The 21315-nt window shown below is 36.1% G+C and carries 24 protein-coding genes and 1 pseudogene; 12 read left to right on the forward strand and 13 right to left on the reverse strand.

The features are described 5' to 3' along the window. Positions 1–195 precede the first annotated feature (195 nt). Positions 196–495, forward strand: coding sequence for a YjdJ family protein (locus AB1279_RS03930; RefSeq protein ID WP_429757896.1), 300 nt, complete (start codon positions 196–198; stop codon positions 493–495). A gap of 86 nt (positions 496–581) precedes the next feature. Here AB1279_RS03930 and AB1279_RS03935 read toward each other — a convergent pair whose 3' ends face one another. Next, positions 582–1082 carry a CPBP family intramembrane glutamic endopeptidase gene (locus AB1279_RS03935; protein ID WP_429761291.1) on the reverse strand — a complete coding sequence of 167 codons (501 nt, stop codon included), beginning with the start codon at positions 1080–1082 and terminating at the stop codon, positions 582–584. Positions 1083–1525: 443 nt separating this feature from the next. On the opposite strand from AB1279_RS03935, the gene AB1279_RS03940 reads away from it, so the two are divergent. Beyond that, positions 1526–1930, forward strand: coding sequence for a VOC family protein (locus AB1279_RS03940; protein ID WP_429757897.1), 405 nt, complete (start codon positions 1526–1528; stop codon positions 1928–1930). A 268-nt stretch (positions 1931–2198) separates the two neighbouring features. Here the strand turns inward: AB1279_RS03940 and AB1279_RS03945 are convergent, their stop codons facing one another. From AB1279_RS03945 to AB1279_RS03955, 3 genes are read right to left on the reverse strand one after another with little or no spacing between them, the layout of a single operon-like run. Continuing rightward, entirely contained in the window at positions 2199–2606 is a 408-nt protein-coding gene (locus tag AB1279_RS03945) for a YvaD family protein (RefSeq protein ID WP_429757898.1), read from the reverse strand. Further along, entirely contained in the window at positions 2603–2965 is a 363-nt protein-coding gene (locus tag AB1279_RS03950; RefSeq protein WP_429753480.1) for a DMT family transporter, read from the reverse strand. Before AB1279_RS03950 ends, AB1279_RS03945 begins: the two co-directional genes overlap by 4 nt. 14 nt (positions 2966–2979) lie before the next feature. After that, positions 2980–3537: a TetR/AcrR family transcriptional regulator gene (locus AB1279_RS03955; protein ID WP_429753481.1), complete on the reverse strand. Its 558-nt coding sequence runs from the start codon at positions 3535–3537 to the stop codon at positions 2980–2982. A gap of 320 nt (positions 3538–3857) precedes the next feature. Between AB1279_RS03955 and AB1279_RS03960 the strand changes: the two genes are divergently transcribed. Together AB1279_RS03960 and AB1279_RS03965 are read left to right on the forward strand one after the other, a co-directional pair. Continuing rightward, a complete protein-coding gene (locus tag AB1279_RS03960; protein ID WP_098306719.1) occupies positions 3858–4094 on the forward strand; it encodes a DUF2553 family protein in 237 nt (78 codons plus the stop codon). Position 4095: 1 nt separating this feature from the next. Continuing rightward, the gene (locus tag AB1279_RS03965; protein ID WP_429757899.1) at positions 4096–4281 is read left to right on the forward strand and encodes a sporulation protein Cse60; all 186 of its coding nucleotides are present in this window, start codon (positions 4096–4098) and stop codon (positions 4279–4281) included. A 153-nt stretch (positions 4282–4434) separates the two neighbouring features. On the opposite strand, the gene AB1279_RS03970 is transcribed toward AB1279_RS03965, so the two are convergent. The 3 genes from AB1279_RS03970 to AB1279_RS03980 all read right to left on the reverse strand — a co-directional run bounded on the left by AB1279_RS03970 (position 4435) and on the right by AB1279_RS03980 (position 7619). Further along, the gene (locus AB1279_RS03970) at positions 4435–4665 is read right to left on the reverse strand and encodes a DUF3973 domain-containing protein (protein WP_429757900.1); all 231 of its coding nucleotides are present in this window, start codon (positions 4663–4665) and stop codon (positions 4435–4437) included. A 173-nt stretch (positions 4666–4838) separates the two neighbouring features. Beyond that, the gene (locus tag AB1279_RS03975; protein WP_429757901.1) at positions 4839–6287 is read right to left on the reverse strand and encodes an MDR family MFS transporter; all 1449 of its coding nucleotides are present in this window, start codon (positions 6285–6287) and stop codon (positions 4839–4841) included. A 66-nt stretch (positions 6288–6353) separates the two neighbouring features. Then, positions 6354–7619, reverse strand: a complete 1266-nt coding sequence (locus AB1279_RS03980) for an NAD(P)/FAD-dependent oxidoreductase (protein ID WP_429757902.1) — start codon at positions 7617–7619, stop codon at positions 6354–6356. 151 nt (positions 7620–7770) lie between these two features. On the opposite strand from AB1279_RS03980, the gene AB1279_RS03985 reads away from it, so the two are divergent. After that, positions 7771–9426 (forward strand): putative polysaccharide biosynthesis protein, encoded by a 1656-nt coding sequence (locus AB1279_RS03985; protein WP_429757903.1) that lies wholly within the window; start codon positions 7771–7773, stop codon positions 9424–9426. Between the two features lie 45 nt (positions 9427–9471). Continuing rightward, positions 9472–10209 carry a pseudouridine synthase gene (locus tag AB1279_RS03990; protein WP_429757904.1) on the forward strand — a complete coding sequence of 246 codons (738 nt, stop codon included), beginning with the start codon at positions 9472–9474 and terminating at the stop codon, positions 10207–10209. Positions 10210–10300: 91 nt separating this feature from the next. Here the strand turns inward: AB1279_RS03990 and AB1279_RS03995 are convergent, their stop codons facing one another. Then, complete coding sequence (locus tag AB1279_RS03995) at positions 10301–10522, reverse strand: DeoR family transcriptional regulator (RefSeq protein ID WP_035436379.1); 222 nt, start codon at positions 10520–10522, stop codon at positions 10301–10303. A gap of 354 nt (positions 10523–10876) precedes the next feature. Here AB1279_RS03995 and pepV point away from each other — a divergent pair, with 354 nt between their 5' ends. The 4 genes from pepV (at position 10877) to AB1279_RS04015 (ending at position 16468) form a co-directional block, all read left to right on the forward strand. Next, positions 10877–12283, forward strand: coding sequence for a dipeptidase PepV (gene pepV, locus AB1279_RS04000; RefSeq protein WP_429757905.1), 1407 nt, complete (start codon positions 10877–10879; stop codon positions 12281–12283). Between the two features lie 379 nt (positions 12284–12662). After that, a complete protein-coding gene (thpR, locus tag AB1279_RS04005) occupies positions 12663–13217 on the forward strand; it encodes an RNA 2',3'-cyclic phosphodiesterase (RefSeq protein WP_429757906.1) in 555 nt (184 codons plus the stop codon). Between the two features lie 67 nt (positions 13218–13284). Then, positions 13285–15426, forward strand: a complete 2142-nt coding sequence (pulA, locus tag AB1279_RS04010) for a type I pullulanase (RefSeq protein ID WP_429757907.1) — start codon at positions 13285–13287, stop codon at positions 15424–15426. A gap of 244 nt (positions 15427–15670) precedes the next feature. Next, positions 15671–16468: a phosphotransferase gene (locus tag AB1279_RS04015; protein ID WP_429753493.1), complete on the forward strand. Its 798-nt coding sequence runs from the start codon at positions 15671–15673 to the stop codon at positions 16466–16468. 1 nt (position 16469) lies between these two features. Here the strand turns inward: AB1279_RS04015 and AB1279_RS04020 are convergent, their stop codons facing one another. Next, positions 16470–16748 carry a YtzH-like family protein gene (locus AB1279_RS04020; RefSeq protein ID WP_336484467.1) on the reverse strand — a complete coding sequence of 93 codons (279 nt, stop codon included), beginning with the start codon at positions 16746–16748 and terminating at the stop codon, positions 16470–16472. A 186-nt stretch (positions 16749–16934) separates the two neighbouring features. Here AB1279_RS04020 and trmB point away from each other — a divergent pair, with 186 nt between their 5' ends. Further along, complete coding sequence (gene trmB / locus AB1279_RS04025) at positions 16935–17588, forward strand: tRNA (guanosine(46)-N7)-methyltransferase TrmB (RefSeq protein WP_429757908.1); 654 nt, start codon at positions 16935–16937, stop codon at positions 17586–17588. A 667-nt stretch (positions 17589–18255) separates the two neighbouring features. Then, the gene (locus tag AB1279_RS04030) at positions 18256–19239 is read left to right on the forward strand and encodes a S66 family peptidase (protein WP_429757909.1); all 984 of its coding nucleotides are present in this window, start codon (positions 18256–18258) and stop codon (positions 19237–19239) included. A 374-nt stretch (positions 19240–19613) separates the two neighbouring features. Here AB1279_RS04030 and AB1279_RS04035 read toward each other — a convergent pair. From AB1279_RS04035 to AB1279_RS04050, 4 genes and pseudogenes are all read right to left on the reverse strand, one after another. Further along, positions 19614–20126, reverse strand: a pseudogene (locus tag AB1279_RS04035) (GrpB family protein). A gap of 87 nt (positions 20127–20213) precedes the next feature. Next, the gene (locus tag AB1279_RS04040) at positions 20214–20732 is read right to left on the reverse strand and encodes a DUF1572 family protein (protein ID WP_429757910.1); all 519 of its coding nucleotides are present in this window, start codon (positions 20730–20732) and stop codon (positions 20214–20216) included. A gap of 29 nt (positions 20733–20761) precedes the next feature. Then, a complete protein-coding gene (locus tag AB1279_RS04045) occupies positions 20762–20953 on the reverse strand; it encodes a hypothetical protein (protein ID WP_429757911.1) in 192 nt (63 codons plus the stop codon). A gap of 16 nt (positions 20954–20969) precedes the next feature. Further along, the gene (locus tag AB1279_RS04050) at positions 20970–21092 is read right to left on the reverse strand and encodes a hypothetical protein (RefSeq protein ID WP_429757912.1); all 123 of its coding nucleotides are present in this window, start codon (positions 21090–21092) and stop codon (positions 20970–20972) included. Between the last annotated feature and the right edge of the window lie 223 nt (positions 21093–21315).

Genomic DNA, 21315 nt, shown 5'->3' on the forward strand with positions numbered 1-21315 from the left:
TACGCCATTATAAAATGGGATATTGAACCACACCCTATCAACCTCTATTATGAATATATGGGATATTATGTATTTTTTATGTTAAGGTGGATTTGTATGTCAAAAATATAAAGGTTCTATTCTTGCAATAGCTAGTACTGTTATTTACATTACAACAACACTTATCGTTTCAATACATAGAAAGAGGAGAGTTCTGTGAAAATAAGATACATGGTTCAATTCGGAGTAGTTTTTATATTCTTCATCGTTTCAGCAATTATCAGTTGGTACGAAGGAAGTAATTTAATTGAGGATTCATTTGACTGGAAGTATTCAGCTAAGTTTACGAATTATTTCAAAGGGTCGGTTTCAGATTCCCATGACATTATGCAAATCGATTTTTTTGTATATGCAGCTAAATTTTACCCTATACCGGTAATGATTATGATTGCTAGTTTTGGATATATGTTGTTTTTGAGTGTGTATATTGCTTTGAAAAGAAGGCTGTTTGCGTAAAGATGGTCTTATCATACATAAAAAGCGTACGATCTGATAAGAGACGGTACGCTTTTTTCCTTAATGTAATTATGAAATAGAGAGAATTACATTCCAGGTGGAATATAGACATTTAAAAATACAAAAACAGATAAATTTCCTAGGTCTACAAGTATATGAGAATATACAGACCATCGTAAACTCTTCATTTTATACCGAATGAAAGACCAGACAATCCCCATTACAAATAAAGTGAAGAGTAATTGATAAGATCTATTTCCAATTGAAAATACCCCCCAAATAAGAGGATGACTAAAGGCGAATAGGGCACTAGAATAAAGAATTCTCATCCAAGTAGGCAAATTTTCCCCAGCATCTAACAACAAACCTCTCCAATATCCTTCTTCAAACCAAGGGTTAATAGCTGCAAATAAAATTACTAATATAGATAAACCCGGATAGTCGAAAATCAAATTATAATTTGGAAGTAAAATTCCTAAAACAGGAAATAGACCGATTAGTACTCCTGCAATTAACCAAATCTTATTATAAGAAGGCTTTTTAAACCAGCCTTTCATTCTATTATGTGAGGAAAAAAGTAAGATCATCAAACCTAATACTCCCCAATATAATAAAGCAGTAATAATCCAGGTGTATTTCAAGACATAAGGATAAATTAATGATGTAGCAAAATGAATAAATAAAATAATCATTAGCGGAGATAGTATAACTATTAATCTATTTTTTTTATGCTCTAAACTAAATATTTAAAATCACTCCTTCAAAAATAATAGCAAGTGTTTTTATCAAACTATTTCATTACAATTGGAAAGTATTTGCAGTTTTATTTTAACATAAAATGTAAAAATATTTCGTTTTTTTGATGTATATAATACTTTCAATAAAAGATGAGCACTGGGCCGTACTATTGATTCATACTCCTATTTTCGTACCTCGTTCTAACTCTAATGGGGGATTTTAAGAAGCATATCGCTATTTTATAGTAGTAGTAGATGAAAGTGCTCTTAAATTCATAGAGGGAGGAATTTATATGAAAAAATGGGTTCAGTTTAGAATAGCAAGACCGACAGACAAACTTGAAGAAGTAATTAAGTTTTACGAAGAAGGATTGGGGTTAAAACGTATAGGCGAGTTTCATAATCATGAAGCCTATGATGGGGTAATGTTTGGCTTACCTGGTGTAGAATATCATTTAGAGTTTACAAGACATATAAATGGAAGCCCATGTCCTGCTCCAACAAAGGATAACTTACTTGTATTTTATTTTCCTGATAAAAGTGAAATCGAAAAAATACATCATAGACTACATACAATGGGATATGATGAAGTTGAGCCAGAAAATCCTTATTGGAAAGAAAAAGGAATTACAATAGAAGACCCTGATGGATGGAGAATTGTACTCATGAATACAGAGGGACTGCGCTCCCGCGATTGAAGACGTAAGAGCATTAACGGAGCAGAGATTCTATATATTATAAATTTTATTTTTATTAGGAGTACCGCTCCATGCCCATCAAGTTAAGATTTTGAAGTATCCCCAAAACAAAAATCTTATTTCTTCATAGTTGTCCATGGGAATTCGGTTCGTTTTTTCGTTTTGAGGAACAATGTATTTCTTAACTTGATGGAGATGCGACGAGACCTCTATTGTAAGTTCACTTTCTTCTTCCGCTCCGATTATACCTATTGAATTCCTTTCTTAATTATTTCATGTTAGTCTCATACCATCCACACTCTCTCCAAATACCTTTTAAGAAAAAGCATGGATAAACTAATAAATATAAATTAGGAATCCACCAAGAAATATCGAAATCTAAACGGATTGTCCAAAATGCTAGAGCTTGTAATCCTGAACAAAAAGTTAAAATTAATGATAAGAACGCAAAATGGCTCCAAATATGCTTTTGTTTAGAATATAAATACAAACTTAAAAATCCCGTCAACGAGATTAACAAATCTAAAGGTAGAAAAGACCAGTTCCATGCCACTAAAATAGGATTTTGATAATCTTTAAACAAATATTCTTGTGGAATCATATGAAAAATTGTTATGAACCAATATATAATAAACCCAATATCAGTAATAAGGAAAAAATATTTTAAACGGTTCAATGTACACGTTCCTCCACCATTTTTTTGTTTTTCTCTTCATGTGCCGCACTATTAAAATTTAAGATCACGACTCCAATTAAAATAAAAAGAATCGCTAGTATCTTAATTACATTGATACTTTCTCCAAAATAAAAGAAACCAATTATTGTAATCGTAACAATTCCCATACCTGACCAAACCGCATATGCAACGGACATCTCCATCCCCTTTAATGCAAATGACAGAAATGAAAAACTTATTATATAAAATACAAAAATAAGAATACTTGGGACAAGTTTCGTTAATCCATCAGATAGTTTCATCGCAGTTGTACCCGCTACTTCAAATAAAATTGCTAAGCATAAATAAATCCACTGCATTATTCTCCCACCTTCTATTTTGAATTAGAAATTCCATACAGCAACATGTCCATAATAGATTCGAGCATACTCCCCAATGTATAATCACTCTTTTCAATAAATATAGGATCATATATGCGATTCAGTGCGCCTAAATATACTTCAATAAAAAACGGAACTTGAATTTGTCTAATACTCCCTTCTCTCATTCCCTCTTCTATTAACCGGATTACAGTAGACCAACCTTCACGTAAAAACTGATCTAATTTCAACCATTGATTATAATGGTGTTTTTTTAGTTCTACTAATAAACGTGCATCCATGAATTTAAATTGTTGTGGAATACAAATTAAGATGCGTCTTATTTTTTCAACTGTTTGTAACGTATCATCTTCAGCAATATTTTTTTCCTTTTCTTGAATACTTTCTATTACATTACGAATAACTTCATCTACTATCTCATCCTTTGAAGAGAAGTGCTCATAGATTGTCCTCTTACTCACAGCTAATTGTTTTGCTAAGTCACTAATTGTAAATGTAAACCCCTTCGTTTGAATTTGATGAATTGTTTCTGTTAAGATTCTTTGTTTCATAATCTGCCCCCTAAACCTTGGGTACCCATATGGTTTTTTTGGTACCATTTCATTTTACAATATTTAACACCATCTAAACAACTAGCATTTCACAAGCCCTTTTTTATCTAACGAATTAGGGGAACAGCCGAGATACGTGTAAAAACGGGTCATAGTGATACAATATTTACCAAATAATTGTTATTGAGGGTATTTATAGGGGTACAGCCACATCACTATCAAGCTAATAAAACAAAATTCCCCCTTAAATTTCATTCATAAAATAAAAAATTTTTAATACAATAAACCAATCCGTTCTTTTTCGAAAGGAGGGGTGGGAGATGAGTCGCACAATTAAAATTGATATTACAGACAAGGTAGTTGCGAAATTTAAGACAGATTATTTGGAATTATACTCTAATAAATTTATGATTGGTAAATTTTATGTCTATACTGAAGAGAAGCAGTATGTATTAGAAGATGGTTATTTGTATGAAGATGGTAAGTTTTATCGCATCATTGATACGCGCCGAGATAACAGTTCAGCAGTAGAAGGCTGTGACTTAGGATGGTGTTAATGTGATTCGCGTGAAGATATTTGATGAAAGTCATGAAAAGGATTTAGAAGAGGCGATCAATGTCTTTTTAAAGAAAATGGATGAAGAAAAAATTGTAGATATTAAGTACCAAGTATCGGTTTCGAACAATGATGAAGAGAGTCAGATTTATTGTTTTTCGGCAATGATTATTTATAAAACAACATGAAAAAGAGCTGGAGCATTCCCGGCTCTTTTTTCATGTTGTTTTTAAACATATTTTCGAAAGTGTTCTCATTATCCAAGCATGTGAAAAGGTTCTGTATTTATTTTGGAGGTTACGGCGAAAATGAGGATGCTTCTTCCGCCTGAAAAGGAACGATTACAGTGGTATTACATGAGTAACAGGGAAATTGTCTAGAATTGTTTGGACGTCGGGTATTTCTACTTCGAGTTCATGAGGAATTGGTACTTCATGTTTTAATGCCGATTGACACATTCCTAAATGAAGTCGTCTGCCTCCAAATGGATCAATATAGAAACCATTTTCGAAAACTTTGTCTGTTGCATTTCTTTTGTAATGAATTTCAGAACAGCTGATGCAATAGTACATTTCACCCATCTCCTTTATGTTTCTCATTTTTTGTAAGGTTAAATTGATTTTTGATTTCTTATGTGAGCAGTGTATGAGGAAATGTTGAGAGAAGTGCTTGTCTCATGAAAAAAGTGTTGAGAATTTCTCAACACTTTTTCTACAGTGTGACTCACTTTATAAAGAGTCATGATTTAATTACTTGCTGTTTTTTGCGCAGGTGCATCTGTTTCGGGTTTCGCTGATTGTAAGAACAGCCATGAAATGAGTAAACTCATAACAGCTAATATAAACGTCCCGCTAAAGATCATATGAACACTTGAAGCTAATACTTCTTGCGATCCTGATACGGCACTTCCGTGTTCTGAGGTCACTAAGTTTACATTTCCCTCACCTGCGCCGTGAATCATTGTATTGAAGATCGTTCCAAATACAGCTGCTCCCAGCGTTTGGCTAAATGTATTAATAAATGTATTTAAACCGACCGCTGTTCCGCGTTTATTTGCAGGGACAGAAGCTTGAATTGTGACCATATAGATTGGTGTCACAAGTCCCATTCCTAAGCCGAACAGACCCATTGCGATGTAAATGAGAGCTGGGTGCGAGTGAGTAGACAATGTGAATAACAGGAATGTAGAAACGGATATAATGCTGCCGCCAAGTAAAATAATTTGTTTTGTTTGTAACCGCCCAACTAAGTTACCGGATAGCATGGCCCCAACTGTCCAAAGGACTGGAATTGGCATGAGAATCAAACCGGCTTCTGTTGCATTTTTTCCTAATACACCTTGAGTCCAAATTGGGAGGTACATTGTAATACTAATAATCATACCACCAGCAATTAGCGTTAATGCGTTCACAATAGATACCGCCCGGTTAGAGAAAAGATCTAACGGAATTAATGGCTCTGGGGATTTTTTTTCTACAAATAAGAAGAGTATAAATGCGAAAACTGCAAATAACAGCAGGCCAATGATTGTGATATCGCCCCAGTTTTGATGCTGACTTCCTGTTAATAGTGCATAAAGTAAGGCAATCGTACTAAGTGAGAAGATAACAGCACCTGGATAATCGATATGATGTTTTGCAGGTTTGATGGATTCTTTATAAGAAATCGCAATCATCGCACAAGCAAAGATTCCGAATGGAATGTTTAAGAAAAAGATATAACGCCAAGATAGTGAATCAACTAAAAAACCGCCAACTAACGGTCCAACAACACCAGATACACCCCAAACAGCACTCAGCCAGCCTTGCGCTTTTGCTCTGTCTTTTGCTTCGCTGTATAAGTCACCAATAATTGTCATTGTAATTGGCATGACAGCTCCTGCACCTAACCCTTGCAGAGCACGGAAAAGAATTAATTGTCCCATTGTGGCTGCAAGGCCGCATAATGTAGAGCCGATTAAAAAGATAGTTGCACCAATTAATAGTACTTTTTTACGACCAAACAAGTCTGCTAGCTTTCCGTAGATCGGTGTTGATACAGCGGTTGCTAACATATAAATCGCATATACCCAGCTTACAAGTTCCACACCTGAAAGTTCACTTGTAATGCGAGGTACAGCTGTGCTAACGATCGTTCCTTCAACGGCGGAGAGAAACGTCATTAACATTAAAGATATCATTACTTTTTTTCTCATCTGTTTTCCCCTTTGGTTCTTTATACTGATATATCGGTTATTTTACAATATCCTACATTTTTACTATTACATGTTAGCATTTTGCCCCGCAGTCATTCCAGCAATTCGTCCTGTAACAAGTGCAGAAGTAATATTATATCCACCTGTATAGCCGTGAATATCAAGAACTTCTCCGCAGAAATATAAGCCGTTCATGAGTTTTGATGACATTTCTTTCGGATTAATTTCTTTTACAGAAACACCGCCGCCTGTTACAAACGCTTTTTCAAGGGGTTGCGTTCCATTTACGGTAAAGGTAAATCCTTTGAAGTCTGCAGCAAGAGCTCGGATTTTTTCATGAGAAATTTGTCCGCATTGCTGACTGCCGTCAATTTCATTTTTTTCTAATAGGAATAAGAAATAACGCTCAGGTACATAACCTTTTAGTACATTTTTTAATCCTTTTTTCGGTTCTTCTTTTATTTGTTTCATCATGCGCTGGAAGAGTTGTTCACTATGTTCATCCGGCAATGCATCAATGCTCATTGTTACTTTGTTTGTTTTGAATTTTTTCATCGTTTTTACAACAAATTGACTGCAGCGAAGAGCAGCTGGACCAGAAATACCAAAGTGGGTAAAGAGCATGTCCATTTTATGAGAGATAACAGCTTTTCCTTTTGGATTTAATACGCTTAGTTCTACATCACGCAGTGCTAAGCCTTGTAATGTACGGTCACGAATAAATGGTTCATTAGAAAGGATCGGTACTTCAGTTGGGAATAGTTCTGTAATGGTATGCCCAGCTTTTTCAGCCCAAGCATAGCCATCACCAGTTGAGCCAGTATGCGGTACAGATTTACCCCCAACAGCGATTACAACATGATTTGTTTCAAGAACTTCTCCATTTTGCAGAATAACCGCTTTCGTTTGTCCATTTTCATACTCTACTGTTTTAACAGGAAGATTGGTACGAATCGTAACGCGCAGTTCCTTTAAGCGTGTTAACAAAGCATCGACTACTGACTGTGCTTTATTCGATACTGGGAACATGCGGCCGTGATCTTCTTCTTTTAATTTCACGCCGAGCTTTTCGAAAAACTGAATAATATCTTCATTATTAAAAATAGAAAACGCGCTATATAAGAAACGACCATTTCCAGGGATATGTTTTACAATTTCATCAAGCGGGAGACGGTTTGTCACGTTGCAGCGTCCTCCACCAGAAATCGCAAGCTTTCTCCCCAACTTATCGCCTTTATCAAGAAGTAAGACGCGTGCACCTTCTTCTGCAGCTCCGATTGCTGCCATTAATCCGGAAGGACCTCCTCCGATGACAATTACATCATAATGCATATAAATCGACCTCATTTTCTTATTTTGCTGCATTCAAGAATATCACGTTTTCATAGAAAAGAAAAATGAGGGAAGGTACTGTTTACACGAGAAATTGTGGTACAATACAAAAGTTGAGTTCAGCGTTTTGAATAATGGAGGAGGATTTTTTATGTCCGATTCAAAATTTTTACGCGGAACGCTTATTGTGACGCTTGGGACATTTTTAGTAAAGTTCCTTGGTATGATTTACGTCTTTCCGTTTCATGCGTTAGTTGGTACAGAAGGCGGGACGCTATATACGTATGGATATATTCCATATACAATTTTTTTAAGCATCGCAACAGCGGGAGTGCCGCTTGCAGTTTCAAAGTTTGTTTCGAAGTATAATGCGCTCGGAGATTATAAAACGAGCCGAAGAATGTTTCGCTCGGGTATGATCATGATGATTGTGAGCGGAATTCTTTCCTTTTTCGTATTGTATATGTCAGCACCGTTATTTGCCGAGGCAATGCTAGGGAAAAAGAGTTTACATAACAGCTTAGCAGATGTAACAATGATTATTCGCCTAGTCAGCTTTGCACTTATTGTCGTACCGGCAGCGAGCTTAATTCGCGGTTATTTTCAGGGTCATCAATCGATGGGACCTACGACAGTGTCGCAAATTATTGAACAAATTATTCGTATCGTATTTTTACTTGCAGGTAGTTTTATCGTAATAAAAGTATGGAAGGGTTCAGTCGCAACAGCAGTTGGTGTGGCGACGTTTGCAGCGTTTGTTTCCGCAGTTGGAGCATTAGCTGTGCTCATTTGGTATTGGATGAAACGAAAGCATCATTTAGATCAATATATTATGAATCAAACAGTGCCAGAATCAACAGTTCGTACATTTGACTTATTTAAAGAACTGTTTGCTTATGCGATTCCTTACGTTGTAGTTGGATTAACGATTCCGCTTTATCAGCAAATTGACGCGTTAACATTTAACTCAATTATGCAAGCAATTGGACAGGGTGATATTGCAGAACGTGCTCTTGGTATTTTTACGATGTGGACACATAAGTTAATTATGATTCCAGTATCGCTTGCAACGGCGTTCAGTTTAACGCTTGTACCAGCGATTACAAAGTCGTTTACAGAAGGACAATTCCGTTATTTAAAACAGCAAATTACACAAACGTTTCAAGTGAATATGTTTTTAACATTGCCAGCTGTAGCTGGAATTTCCGCTTTAGCTTATCCGATTTATACAGCATTTTACGAAGCTGATCCGCTTGGCGGAAAAGTATTAATGTGGTATGCACCAGTCGCATTATTATTTGCATTATTCACAGTGACAGCAGCCATCTTGCAAGGAATTAATCAACAAAAGCATGCAATTATTGCACTTGGCATTGGGATTATTTTAAAATTTTTATGTAATGTGCTGTTTATTCGTTATTTTGGAACAATCGGTGCCATCGTAGCAACAGGTGTAGGGTTTTTCGTATCCATTTGGTATACAAATAAACAAATTCGAAAATATGCCCAGTTCTCATTTGGACTTGTATATAAACGAACGTTCCAAATTGCAGTATTAACAACTGTGATGGTGATTGTTGTAAAGCTATTATTATGGATTCTATCCTTTATGCTTCCATATGAGACAAGCCGTTTTGCGGCATTGGTTACAGTAGGTATTTGCGCATTGGGAGGAGCGGCTGTATATGGCTATTTAGCACTTCGTACAGGCGTAATCGAACGAGTACTTGGCGGTGAATTTTTAGAGAAGATTCAGCGTAAACTTGGTAATAGATTCAAGATTAAAGTGAAAACGAAAGGGGCGTAATTGTGCGCCTCTCTTTTTCTTAGTATAAAAAGAAGGTGTGAAATAATGAGATTAGATAAATTATTAGCAAACATGGGCTATGGTAGCCGCAAAGAAGTGAAGAAGTTATTAAAAGACGGCGTTGTAAAAATAGATGGCGTACCGGTAAAAGATGCGAAATATCATGTGAATGTGGAAGAACAAGAGGTTATGATTCACGGTGAAGTAGTGGAGTATAAAGAATTTGTGTATTTAATGATGCATAAACCGCAAGGCGTTATTTCTGCAACAGAAGATGATAACCATGAAACGGTTGTTGATTTATTAGAACTAGAAGATGCTATTTTTGATCCATTTCCAGTTGGAAGACTTGATATCGATACGGAAGGTTTTCTATTATTAACGAATGATGGAAAGCTAGCACATCAATTACTGTCTCCGAAAAAGCACGTACCGAAAAAATATTTTGCGAGAGTAGCTGGAAAAGTTACTGAAGAAGATGTTGTAGCATTCAAAAAAGGTGTTATTTTAGAGGATGGATATGAAACGAAGCCAGGAGAGCTGACAATTCTAACAAGCGATGATGTCTCTGAAATTGAACTTGTCATTACAGAAGGAAAGTTTCATCAAGTAAAGCGCATGTTTGAAGCAGTTGGAAAAAAGGTTGTGTACTTAAAGCGTACAGAAATGGGACCTTTAGTGTTAGATGAAGAATTAGAACTTGGCCAATATCGTGAGCTAACAGATGAAGAAGTAGAAATGCTGAAGTCATATCATTCTCAAGCAGAGGGTTTAGATAATTAATATAGTATCCTGAGACCGATTCCGAAAACGAAAAAGAATCCCCTTTCTCTGTATAGGAAGGGGATGTATATTGTAAATCAAGTTATATTTGTCACGAGGTCATTCTCACTTTCTTTCCTGTTGTTGTCCACTTGCCGCGGCAAGGGCTATACACGAGTTCATTAAATTGCAACACATTCAGATCGCGCTGTATCGTTCGCGGTGTGATCCCGAACTCATCTACAAGGTCTTGCGTCGTTACGGTGCCTTTCTCATTAATGTACATATAGATAGATTTAATGCGTGTTAGCATACGAGTAGTTGTAGGTTTTATCAAAAAACCACTCCTCTACAAGTTTTTTGACCCATTCAGGAAAGAAGGTCTTTACTTCCATTGTACTCCATATGAAAAAAATCATGCTCTAACTTGCTCAATTTTTACAAAATTTTAACATGTAATAGAGTTTGTAGAAAGAAAGTTGTTGACATTTTGTTTCTCTTTATCAACTATCTTACTAAATTTCTACGGAAAACGTCAAATTCCTGCAAAAAATTTTGAGAAAAATAAGAAAAACCTAAATTTAATTATCTGAAATATTTAAATTGTTCGGTATTCTACCTTTCCTTGCTAGCATAATAAGAAATCGTTTGCTATGATGAAAGAGAGATTAGAGAAGAAGGTGAAGGTATGGCAAATATAAATTGGATGCAAGAAGTAGAGAAACGAAAAGATGCTCTTATTCACGATGTGCAGCAATTTTTACAAATTAAAAGTGTATGGGAAGAAGATACGGCAAAAGAAGGTGCACCGTTTGGAGAGGGTGTAGCAAAGGCCTTATCTTTCATGCTGGATAAGGGAGAAGCTGACGGATTTCTTTCTAAAAATTTAGAAGGATATGCAGGTCATTTAGAGATGGGACAAGGAGAAGAACTTCTTGGTATTTTATGTCATGTTGATGTTGTACCAGAAGGAGACGGCTGGACAACTCCTGCATATAGTGCGGATATTCGCGATGGTAAAATTTTTGCACGCGGTGCAATTGATGATAAAGGGCCAACGATGGCTGCTTACTATGCAATGAAAATTGTAAAAGAATTAGGATTGCCGCTTTCTAAGCGTGTTCGTATGATTTTAGGAACAGATGAAGAAAGTAATTGGAAGTGTGTGGATCATTACTTCAAACATGAAGAAATGCCAACGATGGGATTTGCACCGGATGCAGATTTCCCGATTATTAATGCTGAAAAAGGAATTTGCGATTTATATGTTGTTCAAAATAAAAAAGAACATGCAGCAGGAGAGAATGGATTAGTATCATTTTCATCTGGACGTCGTTTAAATATGGTTCCTGATTTTGCAGAGGCTGTTGTAACGAGCGAAAAAGCAGCAGAACTTGCAAGTCAGTATGAACAATATGTGGAAGAAGCAAAGAAAAATGGAAAAGCAATTGTAGAAGGAAATACAGTTACACTGCAAGTAAAAGGCATTTCTGCACATGGTTCTACGCCTGAACAAGGAGAAAATGCAGGATTAACACTTGCGAACTTTTTAACAGCAATCTCTTTAGATGAGCAAGGTGCAGCATTTGTGAGCCTAGCGGCGGAAACATTCACAAATGATACGCTTGGAAAACAAGCTGGCATTGCTTATGCAGATGAGATTACTGGGCCATTAACAGTAAACGTTGGTCTTCTTTCTTATACACAAGAAGAAGGCGGTAAACTGGGATTAAATATTCGTTATCCAGTTACAACAAACTTAGAAGAAACGCTGCAAACATTAACGAATTATGTGAGTGCACAGGACTTTGCTATAACAAATGTGTCAGACTCTCGTCCACATCATGTAGATAAAGATCATGTGTTAATTCGTACACTTCAGCGTGTATACGAAGAGCAAACAGGAGAAAAAGCAGAGTTATTAGCAATCGGTGGCGGTACATATGCACGTTCATTGGAAGCTGGCGTTGCGTTTGGTCCTCTATTCCCGGGAAAAGAAGAATTAGCGCATCAAAAAGATGAGTATATTGAAATTGAGGATTTATTAAAAGCGACAGCTATCTATGCGCATGCTATTTATGAATTAGCGAAATAGTAGTATGGAAATGCAAATTAAAAAACATAAAACCTTTCTTTTTTAGGTAGGCGAGAGGGACTGGCGGTGCATAGAAGCGGTCAGGGCCTATTTCTGCCACGTGCCGTACGAAAACAAAGAGAGCAAACGAGTACAAGTCACTTTTTGTTTGCCGTACCAGCGACACTGGTTACGTATAGAAAGAGGGGAAAGCATCTTTCTGCTATTTGCAATATGACATGTTGAAAAATCGAAACCAATGAATAAACCGCTCTCTACAAGGAGAGCGGCTTCTTTTGTATGTATGGAGAATAAGAAGACGTTTCACACTAATAATAGTGAAAAATTCTGCTTTGTATTGTGTTAGATAATGTAATACTGGGCAAAGGAGTTGGAAAAGATGGCGAGACATTACTTTATTGCAGTGAAATTACCGAATGAGATAAAGAACGTGTTGGCAGAGTGGAAAGGAGCGATAGAAGAAACCGCTCTGTTTCGTTCTTGGGTGCATAAAGAGGACTATCATATTACACTGTCGTTTTTAGGAAGTACTGAGGAAACGCAACTTGAAAAACTGAAACAAGATTTGCAGCAGTTAGCCAAAACTTCATGTTTTTCACTTACATTGCAAGGATGTCATACGTTTGGAAGAAAAGAACAGCCGCGTGTTTTTTGGGTGGGAGTAGAAGAAGAAAGAGCTTTGTTTGACTTACAAAAACAAGTGTATACGATATGTGAACAGAATGGTTTTCAATTAGAAACACGCCCATATCATCCTCACATTACGATAGCTCGTAAATGGAAAGGGGAAGAAAAATTTGATGAAAAACAGCTTTCAGCAGTGCCGCGGCGTGCATTTGAAGTCGAAACAGTAACCTTATACGAAACTCATGTAGACCGGATGCCGAAGTATGAGGCAATCTATGAAATATCTTTACAGAAGACACAAGCTTGAAAACGTTTTCTGATTTTTTGAATATACTATAGAAAATGGAATGTTTCTCGGGAGGATGTGAGTACATATGTTAAACATACAACGTACGTTTGAAGCATATTTAGATGAAATGGATAAAATCACAATTTTACTTCCGCATGCGTACGGAAAGAGCAGCATCTTCCATTTAAAACAAGGTGCAAATGAATGGGAGCTCTCTATCGAACGTGTCACCTCTCTTCCACATGCAATAAAATATGAATGTAAAGTGAATGAATTCATAACACTGAATCAGTGTTATATCATATGTGATGAGCGTGGCGTAGAAACGGATTTGCAGATGGGTGCTGTCATTCGCACAGCGAAGTTTGATGAGTTATATATGTATGAAGGAAACGATTTAGGATCTTCTTATACAAAGGAGCAAACTAAGTTTAAAGTGTGGGCACCAACAGCCACTAAAGCAAAAGTTCGTATTTATGAAAGCGCTGATGCGTATACAGATTATGAAATGAATGGACAAGAAAAAGGCGTTTGGTGTTATGAGTTGCCGGGAGACTGGGATGGTGCGCAATATACATTTCTTGTCTGTATCAATCTCATTTGGCGAGAGGCCGTTGATCCATATGCAAAATCAGTTTCTTTAAATGGCACATATGGAATCGTCGTAAATCTTGCGAAAACATATGTACAAGACCATGAACCATTACCGCCAATGACTTCTATGACGGATGCCATTATTTATGAGGCACACATTCGTGATATAACGGTTCATCCTAATAGCGGTGCAAGGAATAAAGGAAAGTACCTCGGATTAACGGAAGAAGGAACAGTAGGAAAACTTGGGACGTTAACAGCTCTTTCTTATATAAAGGAATTGGGAGTTACACATATCGAGCTATTGCCTATTCATCATTATGCCGGAGTAGATGAGGAGCAGCCATTCAAAACGTATAACTGGGGATATAATCCGTTATATTACAACGTTCCGAATGGCAGCTATGCAACAAATCCGCTTGATCCGTACAACCGAATTGTGGAATGTAAACAAATGATTCAAGCACTTCATCGGCACGGTCTACGCGTTATTATAGATGTTGTTTATAATCATGTGTATGAAAGAGAAACATCTTCTTTTGAAAAGCTTGTACCAGGATATTATTTTCGGCACGATGAAAATGGGATGCCTTCGAATGGGACGGGGGTTGGAAATGATATTGCGTCAGAGCGTAATATGGTGCGGAAATTTATTGTCGATTCGGTATTATATTGGTTAACAGAATACAATGTGGACGGGTTTCGTTTTGATTTAATGGGTATTTTAGATGTTGATACGATGAACGAAATTCGTGAAAAAACAAATACAGTGAAAGAACATGTAGTATTGCTAGGAGAAGGATGGGATTTGCAAACACCGCTTGCTGCTGATAAGAAAGCAACATTGCAAAATGCCATCAAAATTCCATGTATTGCTCAGTTTAATGATCAATTTCGAGATGGAATCAAGGGAAGTACATTTGATGTGCAAAAAAGCGGTTACGCTCTTGGTGAAACAGCAAATAAAGAACATATCCAATATTTACTTACAGGAAGTATCCCTTATGTAAAGTCGTCTAGTTTATTTCAAGAGCCTGTGCAAAGCATTAATTATGTAGAATGTCACGATAACATGACAATGTGGGATAAGATTGTAAGCAGCAGTAAAGAAGAGGAACAGTTGCAAAAACGTCGTCATCGCCTCGCAACAACTATGACATTATTAGCACAAGGTATTCCGTTCTTACATGCTGGTCAAGAATTTTACCGTACAAAACAAGGAAATGAAAACAGTTATAATGCTCCAGATTGCATCAATCAGTTGGACTGGGATCAAAAAGAGCGGGAAGAAGAAAATGTTTCCTATATAAAAGGAATCATTCGTATTCGAAAATCACACGGAGCATTTCGTTTTAGGTCGTCGGAGCTCATTAAGCGGCATATGTCTTTTTTTCATGCAGATCCTTCTGTTATTTCCTATTATTTACAAGATGTGCAGCAGTTTGGAACGTGGAAAGAAATTGTTGTGCTCTTTCATAATGGAACAGAAGAGAAAACTGTTTCATTGCCAAATAGCGGTGTATGGCATGTACTTGCAAATGATATAAAGGCAGCAGAAATTCCAATTTCTTCATTTAATGGAGATACATTTGTGGTTGCTCCGATTAGTACCTATATATTGGCGAAAATGTGACGAATCGACCCTTGACGATGCGAATATAATAAATGTAGAATTGACAAAGGTGGCTATTCATATAAGTTGCCATATATATTATTGTTTTTGTAAAATAAAGTAAAAGATTGAACAGTTTGTTTGTCTCTTTTTTCTTACATTTGCATACAGTGAAACAGAATGGCTGGAAACCCTCAACATGTTTTGAAATATGTTGCGGTGTTTCCTTTCATAACTATAAAAGATAAGGAATTGTTAACGGGTAATGAACATGGAATGGTTGGAACAATTGTTAGGAGAAGAGTGGAAAGTTATACCAGCCGGAGGGGCGACAGGAGATGCCTACATTGCGCATGATGAACAACATAAACTATTTTTAAAGCGCAATTCATCGCCCTTTCTTGCGGTATTGTCAGCAGAAGGGATTGTTCCGAAGCTACTTTGGACAAGGAGATTAACAAATGGTGATGTCATTTCGGCACAAAAGTGGCTACCAGGGCAAAGATTAGAGCCTGAAGATATGAAATCTAAGCGAGTTGCAGCATTGCTGAAAAAAATTCATTCTTCTGAAGCGTTAGTGCATATGATTCAAAAGCTTGGTAAACAGCCTTTGCAAGCGCAAGATATATTAGAAGAAGCGCTTCTCACTTTGCAAGAGGATGTAAAGCAAAATGAAATCATTCAAAAAGGACTTCAGTATTTACAAAAGTCCCTTCAAAATGTAGAATTTGATAATCTTGCTGTTTGTCATTGCGATGTGAATCATAACAATTGGTTATTAACAGATGATAATGAATTGTTCTTGATTGATTGGGATGGGGCAATTATTGCAGACCCAGCTCTTGATATTGGAATGTTACTCCATTGGTACATCCCAAGAGATGAATGGCATGAGTGGCTTGAGCATTACGGATTAGAACTGACTGATTCTTTGTTGAGCCGTATGAAATGGTATGTTACGCTGCAATGTATGATTTTCGTACAATGGTATACAGCAAAAAATAAGCAAGTAGAAGCAGAATATTGGCTTCAATATTTAATGCAACTACTCGCTTCAGAATAATTTAAGAAAAACTATCCATTCCTGTAATCCATTGTGACAGTTGTTCTTGATGACCAGAAATATGGCCGTCTAAATCAGAAGAGTATTTACCCGATTGACTATAGTAATATACATCGTTTAACATTGTTTTCACTTCATTTCTCACACTGTCATTTGCGAGTAATGATTGAATAAGACGTTCTAATTGTTCACACTCAGAAACCGTTCCACAGCAATCACTTTGATGATTGACTAAGATGTCTTTTAAGATTGCCATTTGATGTTCATGATTAAGTGGCATTTTTGACACATCCTTTTCAGTTGTTATCGTAACAATGAAACGAGCGTAATGAACCGCTGATGAATACACTTTGTAGTTTCCATCAAAATAGCAAATCTTATACTTGAAAGAAACGGACCGAGTGCTCGTACGTACTTGGTTTTTTATTTGATACACACATCTTGAAATACAGAGAGGGAGAGAACTATGCGCTTAAGACATAAACCATATGCAATGGACCGAACGAAAGAATATACGCAGTTTGTAATTGGAAATCCGGAAGAACAGAATGGGAAATGGAAAGAGTTATTTGGTAACGATAATCCAATCCATATTGAAGTTGGAACAGGCCGTGGCCGCTTCATGTACGAAATGGCAAAAGCAAATCCAGATGTAAACTATATTGGAATTGAGAAGTTTACAAGTGTAATTGTAGATGCGCTTGATAAGCTAATTGAAGAAGCAGTACCAAATTTAAAATTGATTAATAAAGATGCAGAAGATTTAACAGTATTCTTTGCGGAGAATGAAATTGATCGCGTGTATTTAAACTTCTCTGATCCATGGCCAAAGAATCGTCATGAAAAACGTCGTTTAACGTATAAAACGTTTTTACGTAATTATGAAACGGTACTTGTAAAGGGTGGAGAAATTCACTTCAAAACAGATAACCAAGCCTTGTTCGAATACTCTCTTACAAGTATGGCGGAATATGGCATGCTGTTGCCGTATATTAGTTTAGATCTTCATAACAGTGATTTTGAAGGCAATATTATGACGGAATACGAAGAAAAATTCTCAAGCAAGGGAAATCGTATTTACCGCGTTGAAGCAAAATATCGTACAGAACCTGCGCAATAATGCGCAGGTTTTTTCTTTTTTTAGGGAATAAAGTAAAGAAGCCGCCACAAAGTACTAGCTTTGTGACAGCTTCTTGGAAAAAAGAAAGAGTTAGAGAAGCACAAGAATGTCAATGAAAGTAAAACGGTTCAAAAACTCAATTTTCAGAAAAATATAAAGCTTATAGGGTGTTTTTTTCTACTCTTTCTTTATGATTATGAGTTTATCATTAAAAATAAAATAAATCAACAAAAAATAGACAATTTTCTTTATAATTCGACATTTAAGTAGATTGATATAAGCCTACTTATGAAAACTTAATATATCTAGATATTCGCTGCACTCCCGCCATTCGTTAGCAAGTAGACCCCCACCTCAAGATTGTGAGGAAAGCGTTGTCCAGCTCTAGCGGCTAGAATCTCCGGTCGTTTCGCCCCCTCGTACGAGGCAAAAAGCGCCTCTCTGTCGGGTGCTCCAACGTCCTGCGATTCTGGGCGAGCCGCTTCCGCTTTTCTACAGAAGATAGGTGGGAGATAACTGCTGGCATGCGCCTGATTGGTGAGGGCTTTCTATCAGTGGAGAGTGAAAAAACATTGATGGAAGTTTCACTTTACATTAGAATCATCTAAGCTATTATTAGGTCATATTAAATGTGGACATTACATGTAATACATAGGAGTGAAAAGGATTGTTTCAGTTAAACAAAGGAGATCAAATAGGTATTTTTTCACCATCACTGCCAGGTACATATACATCGCCTAATAGATTCAAACGTTCCAAACAGTTTCTAGAAAGTAAAGGATTTCGTATCGTTGATGGAAGTCTTACTGGAAAACATGATGGGTATCGATCTGGAAGTATAATGGATCGTGTTCAAGAGTTAAATGAACTCATTCGAAATCCAGAAATTAAGTGTATTATGTCGTCTGTTGGAGGGAGCAATTCAAATTCTTTACTTCCTTATTTGGATTACGAAGCAATAAAGAAACACCCTAAGATTTTTGTTGGATATTCAGACGTTACAGCAATTTTATTGGGGATTTATGCTCAAACAGGTATTCAAACATTTTATGGGCCTTCCTTAATTTCGTCATTGGGAGAATTTCCTCCGTATGTGAATCATACATTTTCATCATTTGAAGATGTGCTAATAAAAAATGAAGCACTTCCATATGAATACCCGCTATATCCTGTTTGGACAGATGAGCAATTAAATTGGCAGGAACAAAATCGCTCCAAAAAAAGTTATCCCAATGAATGGATTTGTGTAAAAGAAGGTATAGCAACAGGGCGATTAATAGCTGGAAATGTAATGACAATGTTAAGTATATGGGGAAGTCCGTATATGCCTGCTATTCATAAGGGAGATATTTTAATGATCGAAGACTGCAAAAAAACAGCAGCGATCGTTGAAAAGCATTTTAGTTTCTTAAAAATAAATGGTGTATTCGACAAGGTTAGTGGGATTATCTTAGGAAAGCATGAACAGTTTGACGATCAAGGAACAGGGTTAACACCATATAACATTTTACTCGAAGTAATCGGGGACACTGACATCCCAATCTTAGCGGATTTTGATTGCTGCCATACACATCCTATCGTAACAATGCCAATTGGAGCGACGATTGAATTAAATGCAACACAGAAAACGGTTCGCATTTTGAGTTTTTAACTTTTTACTTATACTCGGTATAACTAGAACGCTACAAAAGCCCCTTCAGAAAAAAATCTAAAGGGACTTTTTCTATTGCAAAAAGCATACAAGTCTTTGTGTTAATAATCTAGTTAAATAATAGACAAAATACAAAATGCATAGCAAACCAAATAACCTCAAAAAATTCAAGGTATTTGATTTGCTATGACAGGACAGCAAAGAAAGAGTGATAAATGTACACGCATGTCAAACAAGCAAAAAAGGAGTAAACAAGCAAAAAAATGAATATTTATACTTCTTGGAATACAGAGGGTTTTAGCTACTCTCTCTTTGTGATTGTAAGTGTAACACTAAAAATAAAACAAATCAACAAAAAATAGACAATCTTCCTATTAATTCGACAATTTAGCCTTTTGGATAACACTTGTTATGAATGGTGCTTTTGTATTTGTATATGCAACTCTATCAAAATGATGTTTATTTGCTAATTCCTTTTTTAGCTGATTATATTGCTGACGCACATCAAGATGATTTCTTAAATAGTCTCGAAATAAAAGGTTACTATCCCATTCGTCACTACCAAATTTTTAGATGTGTAAATGATGCGTTCCAGCTCCCCACAATCCTTTTCTAAAGAATTTCCTATTAGGGAATTCTTTATGAAATACATGTTCATACCCGATTTTTTCTAATGGTTCAATAAATGTGTCTACTTCACTAAAATCACGAACTCCAATCATTATATCAAGTATAGGTTTCGCGCTTAATCCTTCGACGGATGTACTTCCGATGTGTTCAATAGCAAGCGCTGTACTACCCATAATATCTTTTATGATCTTTTGTTCCTCTTTAAATTGTAATGCCTAATTTGATGTATACTCCTCAATCACAATTGGTTTGTCCATATCTATACCTCCTTTATATGCTGAATTATTCATAGGAGTATTCATCTAATAAAGTGAAACTTCCATCATTAAGGGTCCTACTGCCTGTTAATGCGGGATAAAGGTTTTAGATTGTCCTCTTGGAATGCTTAATATTTTCCATTCTGAACCTTTAATTTGCTTACCGATATATAGAATTTGTCCTAAATGATTGCTGCAATGTGCAATTTCAATTTGAATGGCTTCTAAAACTGTTAATGGATTTTTTCTGATGGTCACAATCTTTAGTAGATCATCTGTTTTAAGTTCTTGAATGGTTGAAAATAAGAGGAACCATCCTTTTTCCCAAATGTGCATTAAATCCTCTTTCGATTGAATTGTATCAACGAATTCATCATCTCGATCCCGATATTCTTTTTCGCCATCAGTTGTTAAAAAGTGGAGCCATCTGGAATGCATATTTCCACTTAAATGCTTCATGATGATTGCAATACTATTAGACTCCTCGTTAGGGCGCCAATGTAGCTCTAATTCAGTTAATTGTTCAATTGCTTGTTCAGCGCGTTCTTTTATATGTGTAAATTGGGAAAGTATAGTAGATAAAAATTTATCTTCAACTCGATCCATCAAGAATTCTCCTCTCTATTTCCTTAATTTCACTTTGTTTTAAATCTTGTAGTAGCTTTTCTTATGAAATAAAAAGGAATGCATAGGATGATGAATAGCGCACCTAATAATGGAGCACTTTTTGCGAAAGCATCCATCGTATTCATGATAGAATTGCCCTTTCGTTTTTGGATATGATCATATTCATCCAGTTCTTTATATTCTTTTTTCAATTGCTGCATGTAGTAACCTCCTATGTTAATTTTTTATGTATGTGATGAGTCCTAGCAAAGATGCAATACAAGAAAAAAGGATTGGATCTTGATCAGGATAGTCCCCGTAAACTTCTTGAACGCGTTCACTCCATTTATACAATTTCATTTCGTAAGTCACCTCGCAAAATTTAAATCATTCTTAATATTTAAATTATAATACAAAAAGGTCGTTCATAATCAAGGAAGGCAATCAAAATGACTAGTATGAAAAGTAAGATTGTGATTCATGCCAATCCCCTTTCTTTAATTACAAAACCAATTACAAAACTTACAAAATCTATTATTACTATTGAAAGCGTTTTAATATTGTGAATAAGAATATAAGGAGG

This window comes from Bacillus sp. S14(2024) (genome assembly GCF_050473785.1).
GTDB classification, from domain to species: domain Bacteria; phylum Bacillota; class Bacilli; order Bacillales; family Bacillaceae_G; genus Bacillus_A; species Bacillus_A yunxiaonensis.

Bases quoted from the DNA above. Each gene is read 5' to 3' on its own strand.
- AB1279_RS03935 (WP_429761291.1), bottom strand. From the start codon at position 1,082: ATGATCTTACTTTTTTCCTCACATAATAGAATGAAAGGCTGGTTTAAA.
- AB1279_RS03940 (WP_429757897.1), top strand. From the start codon at position 1,526: ATGAAAAAATGGGTTCAGTTTAGAATAGCAAGACCGACAGACAAACTT.
- AB1279_RS03950 (WP_429753480.1), bottom strand. From the start codon at position 2,965: ATGCAGTGGATTTATTTATGCTTAGCAATTTTATTTGAAGTAGCGGGT.
- AB1279_RS03955 (WP_429753481.1), bottom strand. From the start codon at position 3,537: ATGAAACAAAGAATCTTAACAGAAACAATTCATCAAATTCAAACGAAG.
- AB1279_RS03960 (WP_098306719.1), top strand. From the start codon at position 3,858: ATGAGTCGCACAATTAAAATTGATATTACAGACAAGGTAGTTGCGAAA.
- AB1279_RS03970 (WP_429757900.1), bottom strand. From the start codon at position 4,665: ATGTACTATTGCATCAGCTGTTCTGAAATTCATTACAAAAGAAATGCA.
- AB1279_RS03975 (WP_429757901.1), bottom strand. From the start codon at position 6,287: ATGAGAAAAAAAGTAATGATATCTTTAATGTTAATGACGTTTCTCTCC.
- AB1279_RS03980 (WP_429757902.1), bottom strand. From the start codon at position 7,619: ATGCATTATGATGTAATTGTCATCGGAGGAGGTCCTTCCGGATTAATG.
- AB1279_RS03985 (WP_429757903.1), top strand. From the start codon at position 7,771: ATGTCCGATTCAAAATTTTTACGCGGAACGCTTATTGTGACGCTTGGG.
- AB1279_RS03990 (WP_429757904.1), top strand. From the start codon at position 9,472: ATGAGATTAGATAAATTATTAGCAAACATGGGCTATGGTAGCCGCAAA.
- pepV (WP_429757905.1), top strand. From the start codon at position 10,877: ATGGCAAATATAAATTGGATGCAAGAAGTAGAGAAACGAAAAGATGCT.
- thpR (WP_429757906.1), top strand. From the start codon at position 12,663: ATGGCGAGACATTACTTTATTGCAGTGAAATTACCGAATGAGATAAAG.
- pulA (WP_429757907.1), top strand. From the start codon at position 13,285: ATGTTAAACATACAACGTACGTTTGAAGCATATTTAGATGAAATGGAT.
- AB1279_RS04015 (WP_429753493.1), top strand. From the start codon at position 15,671: ATGAACATGGAATGGTTGGAACAATTGTTAGGAGAAGAGTGGAAAGTT.
- AB1279_RS04020 (WP_336484467.1), bottom strand. From the start codon at position 16,748: ATGCCACTTAATCATGAACATCAAATGGCAATCTTAAAAGACATCTTA.
- trmB (WP_429757908.1), top strand. From the start codon at position 16,935: ATGCGCTTAAGACATAAACCATATGCAATGGACCGAACGAAAGAATAT.
- AB1279_RS04040 (WP_429757910.1), bottom strand. From the start codon at position 20,732: ATGGATCGAGTTGAAGATAAATTTTTATCTACTATACTTTCCCAATTT.
- AB1279_RS04045 (WP_429757911.1), bottom strand. From the start codon at position 20,953: ATGCAGCAATTGAAAAAAGAATATAAAGAACTGGATGAATATGATCAT.
- AB1279_RS04050 (WP_429757912.1), bottom strand. From the start codon at position 21,092: ATGAAATTGTATAAATGGAGTGAACGCGTTCAAGAAGTTTACGGGGAC.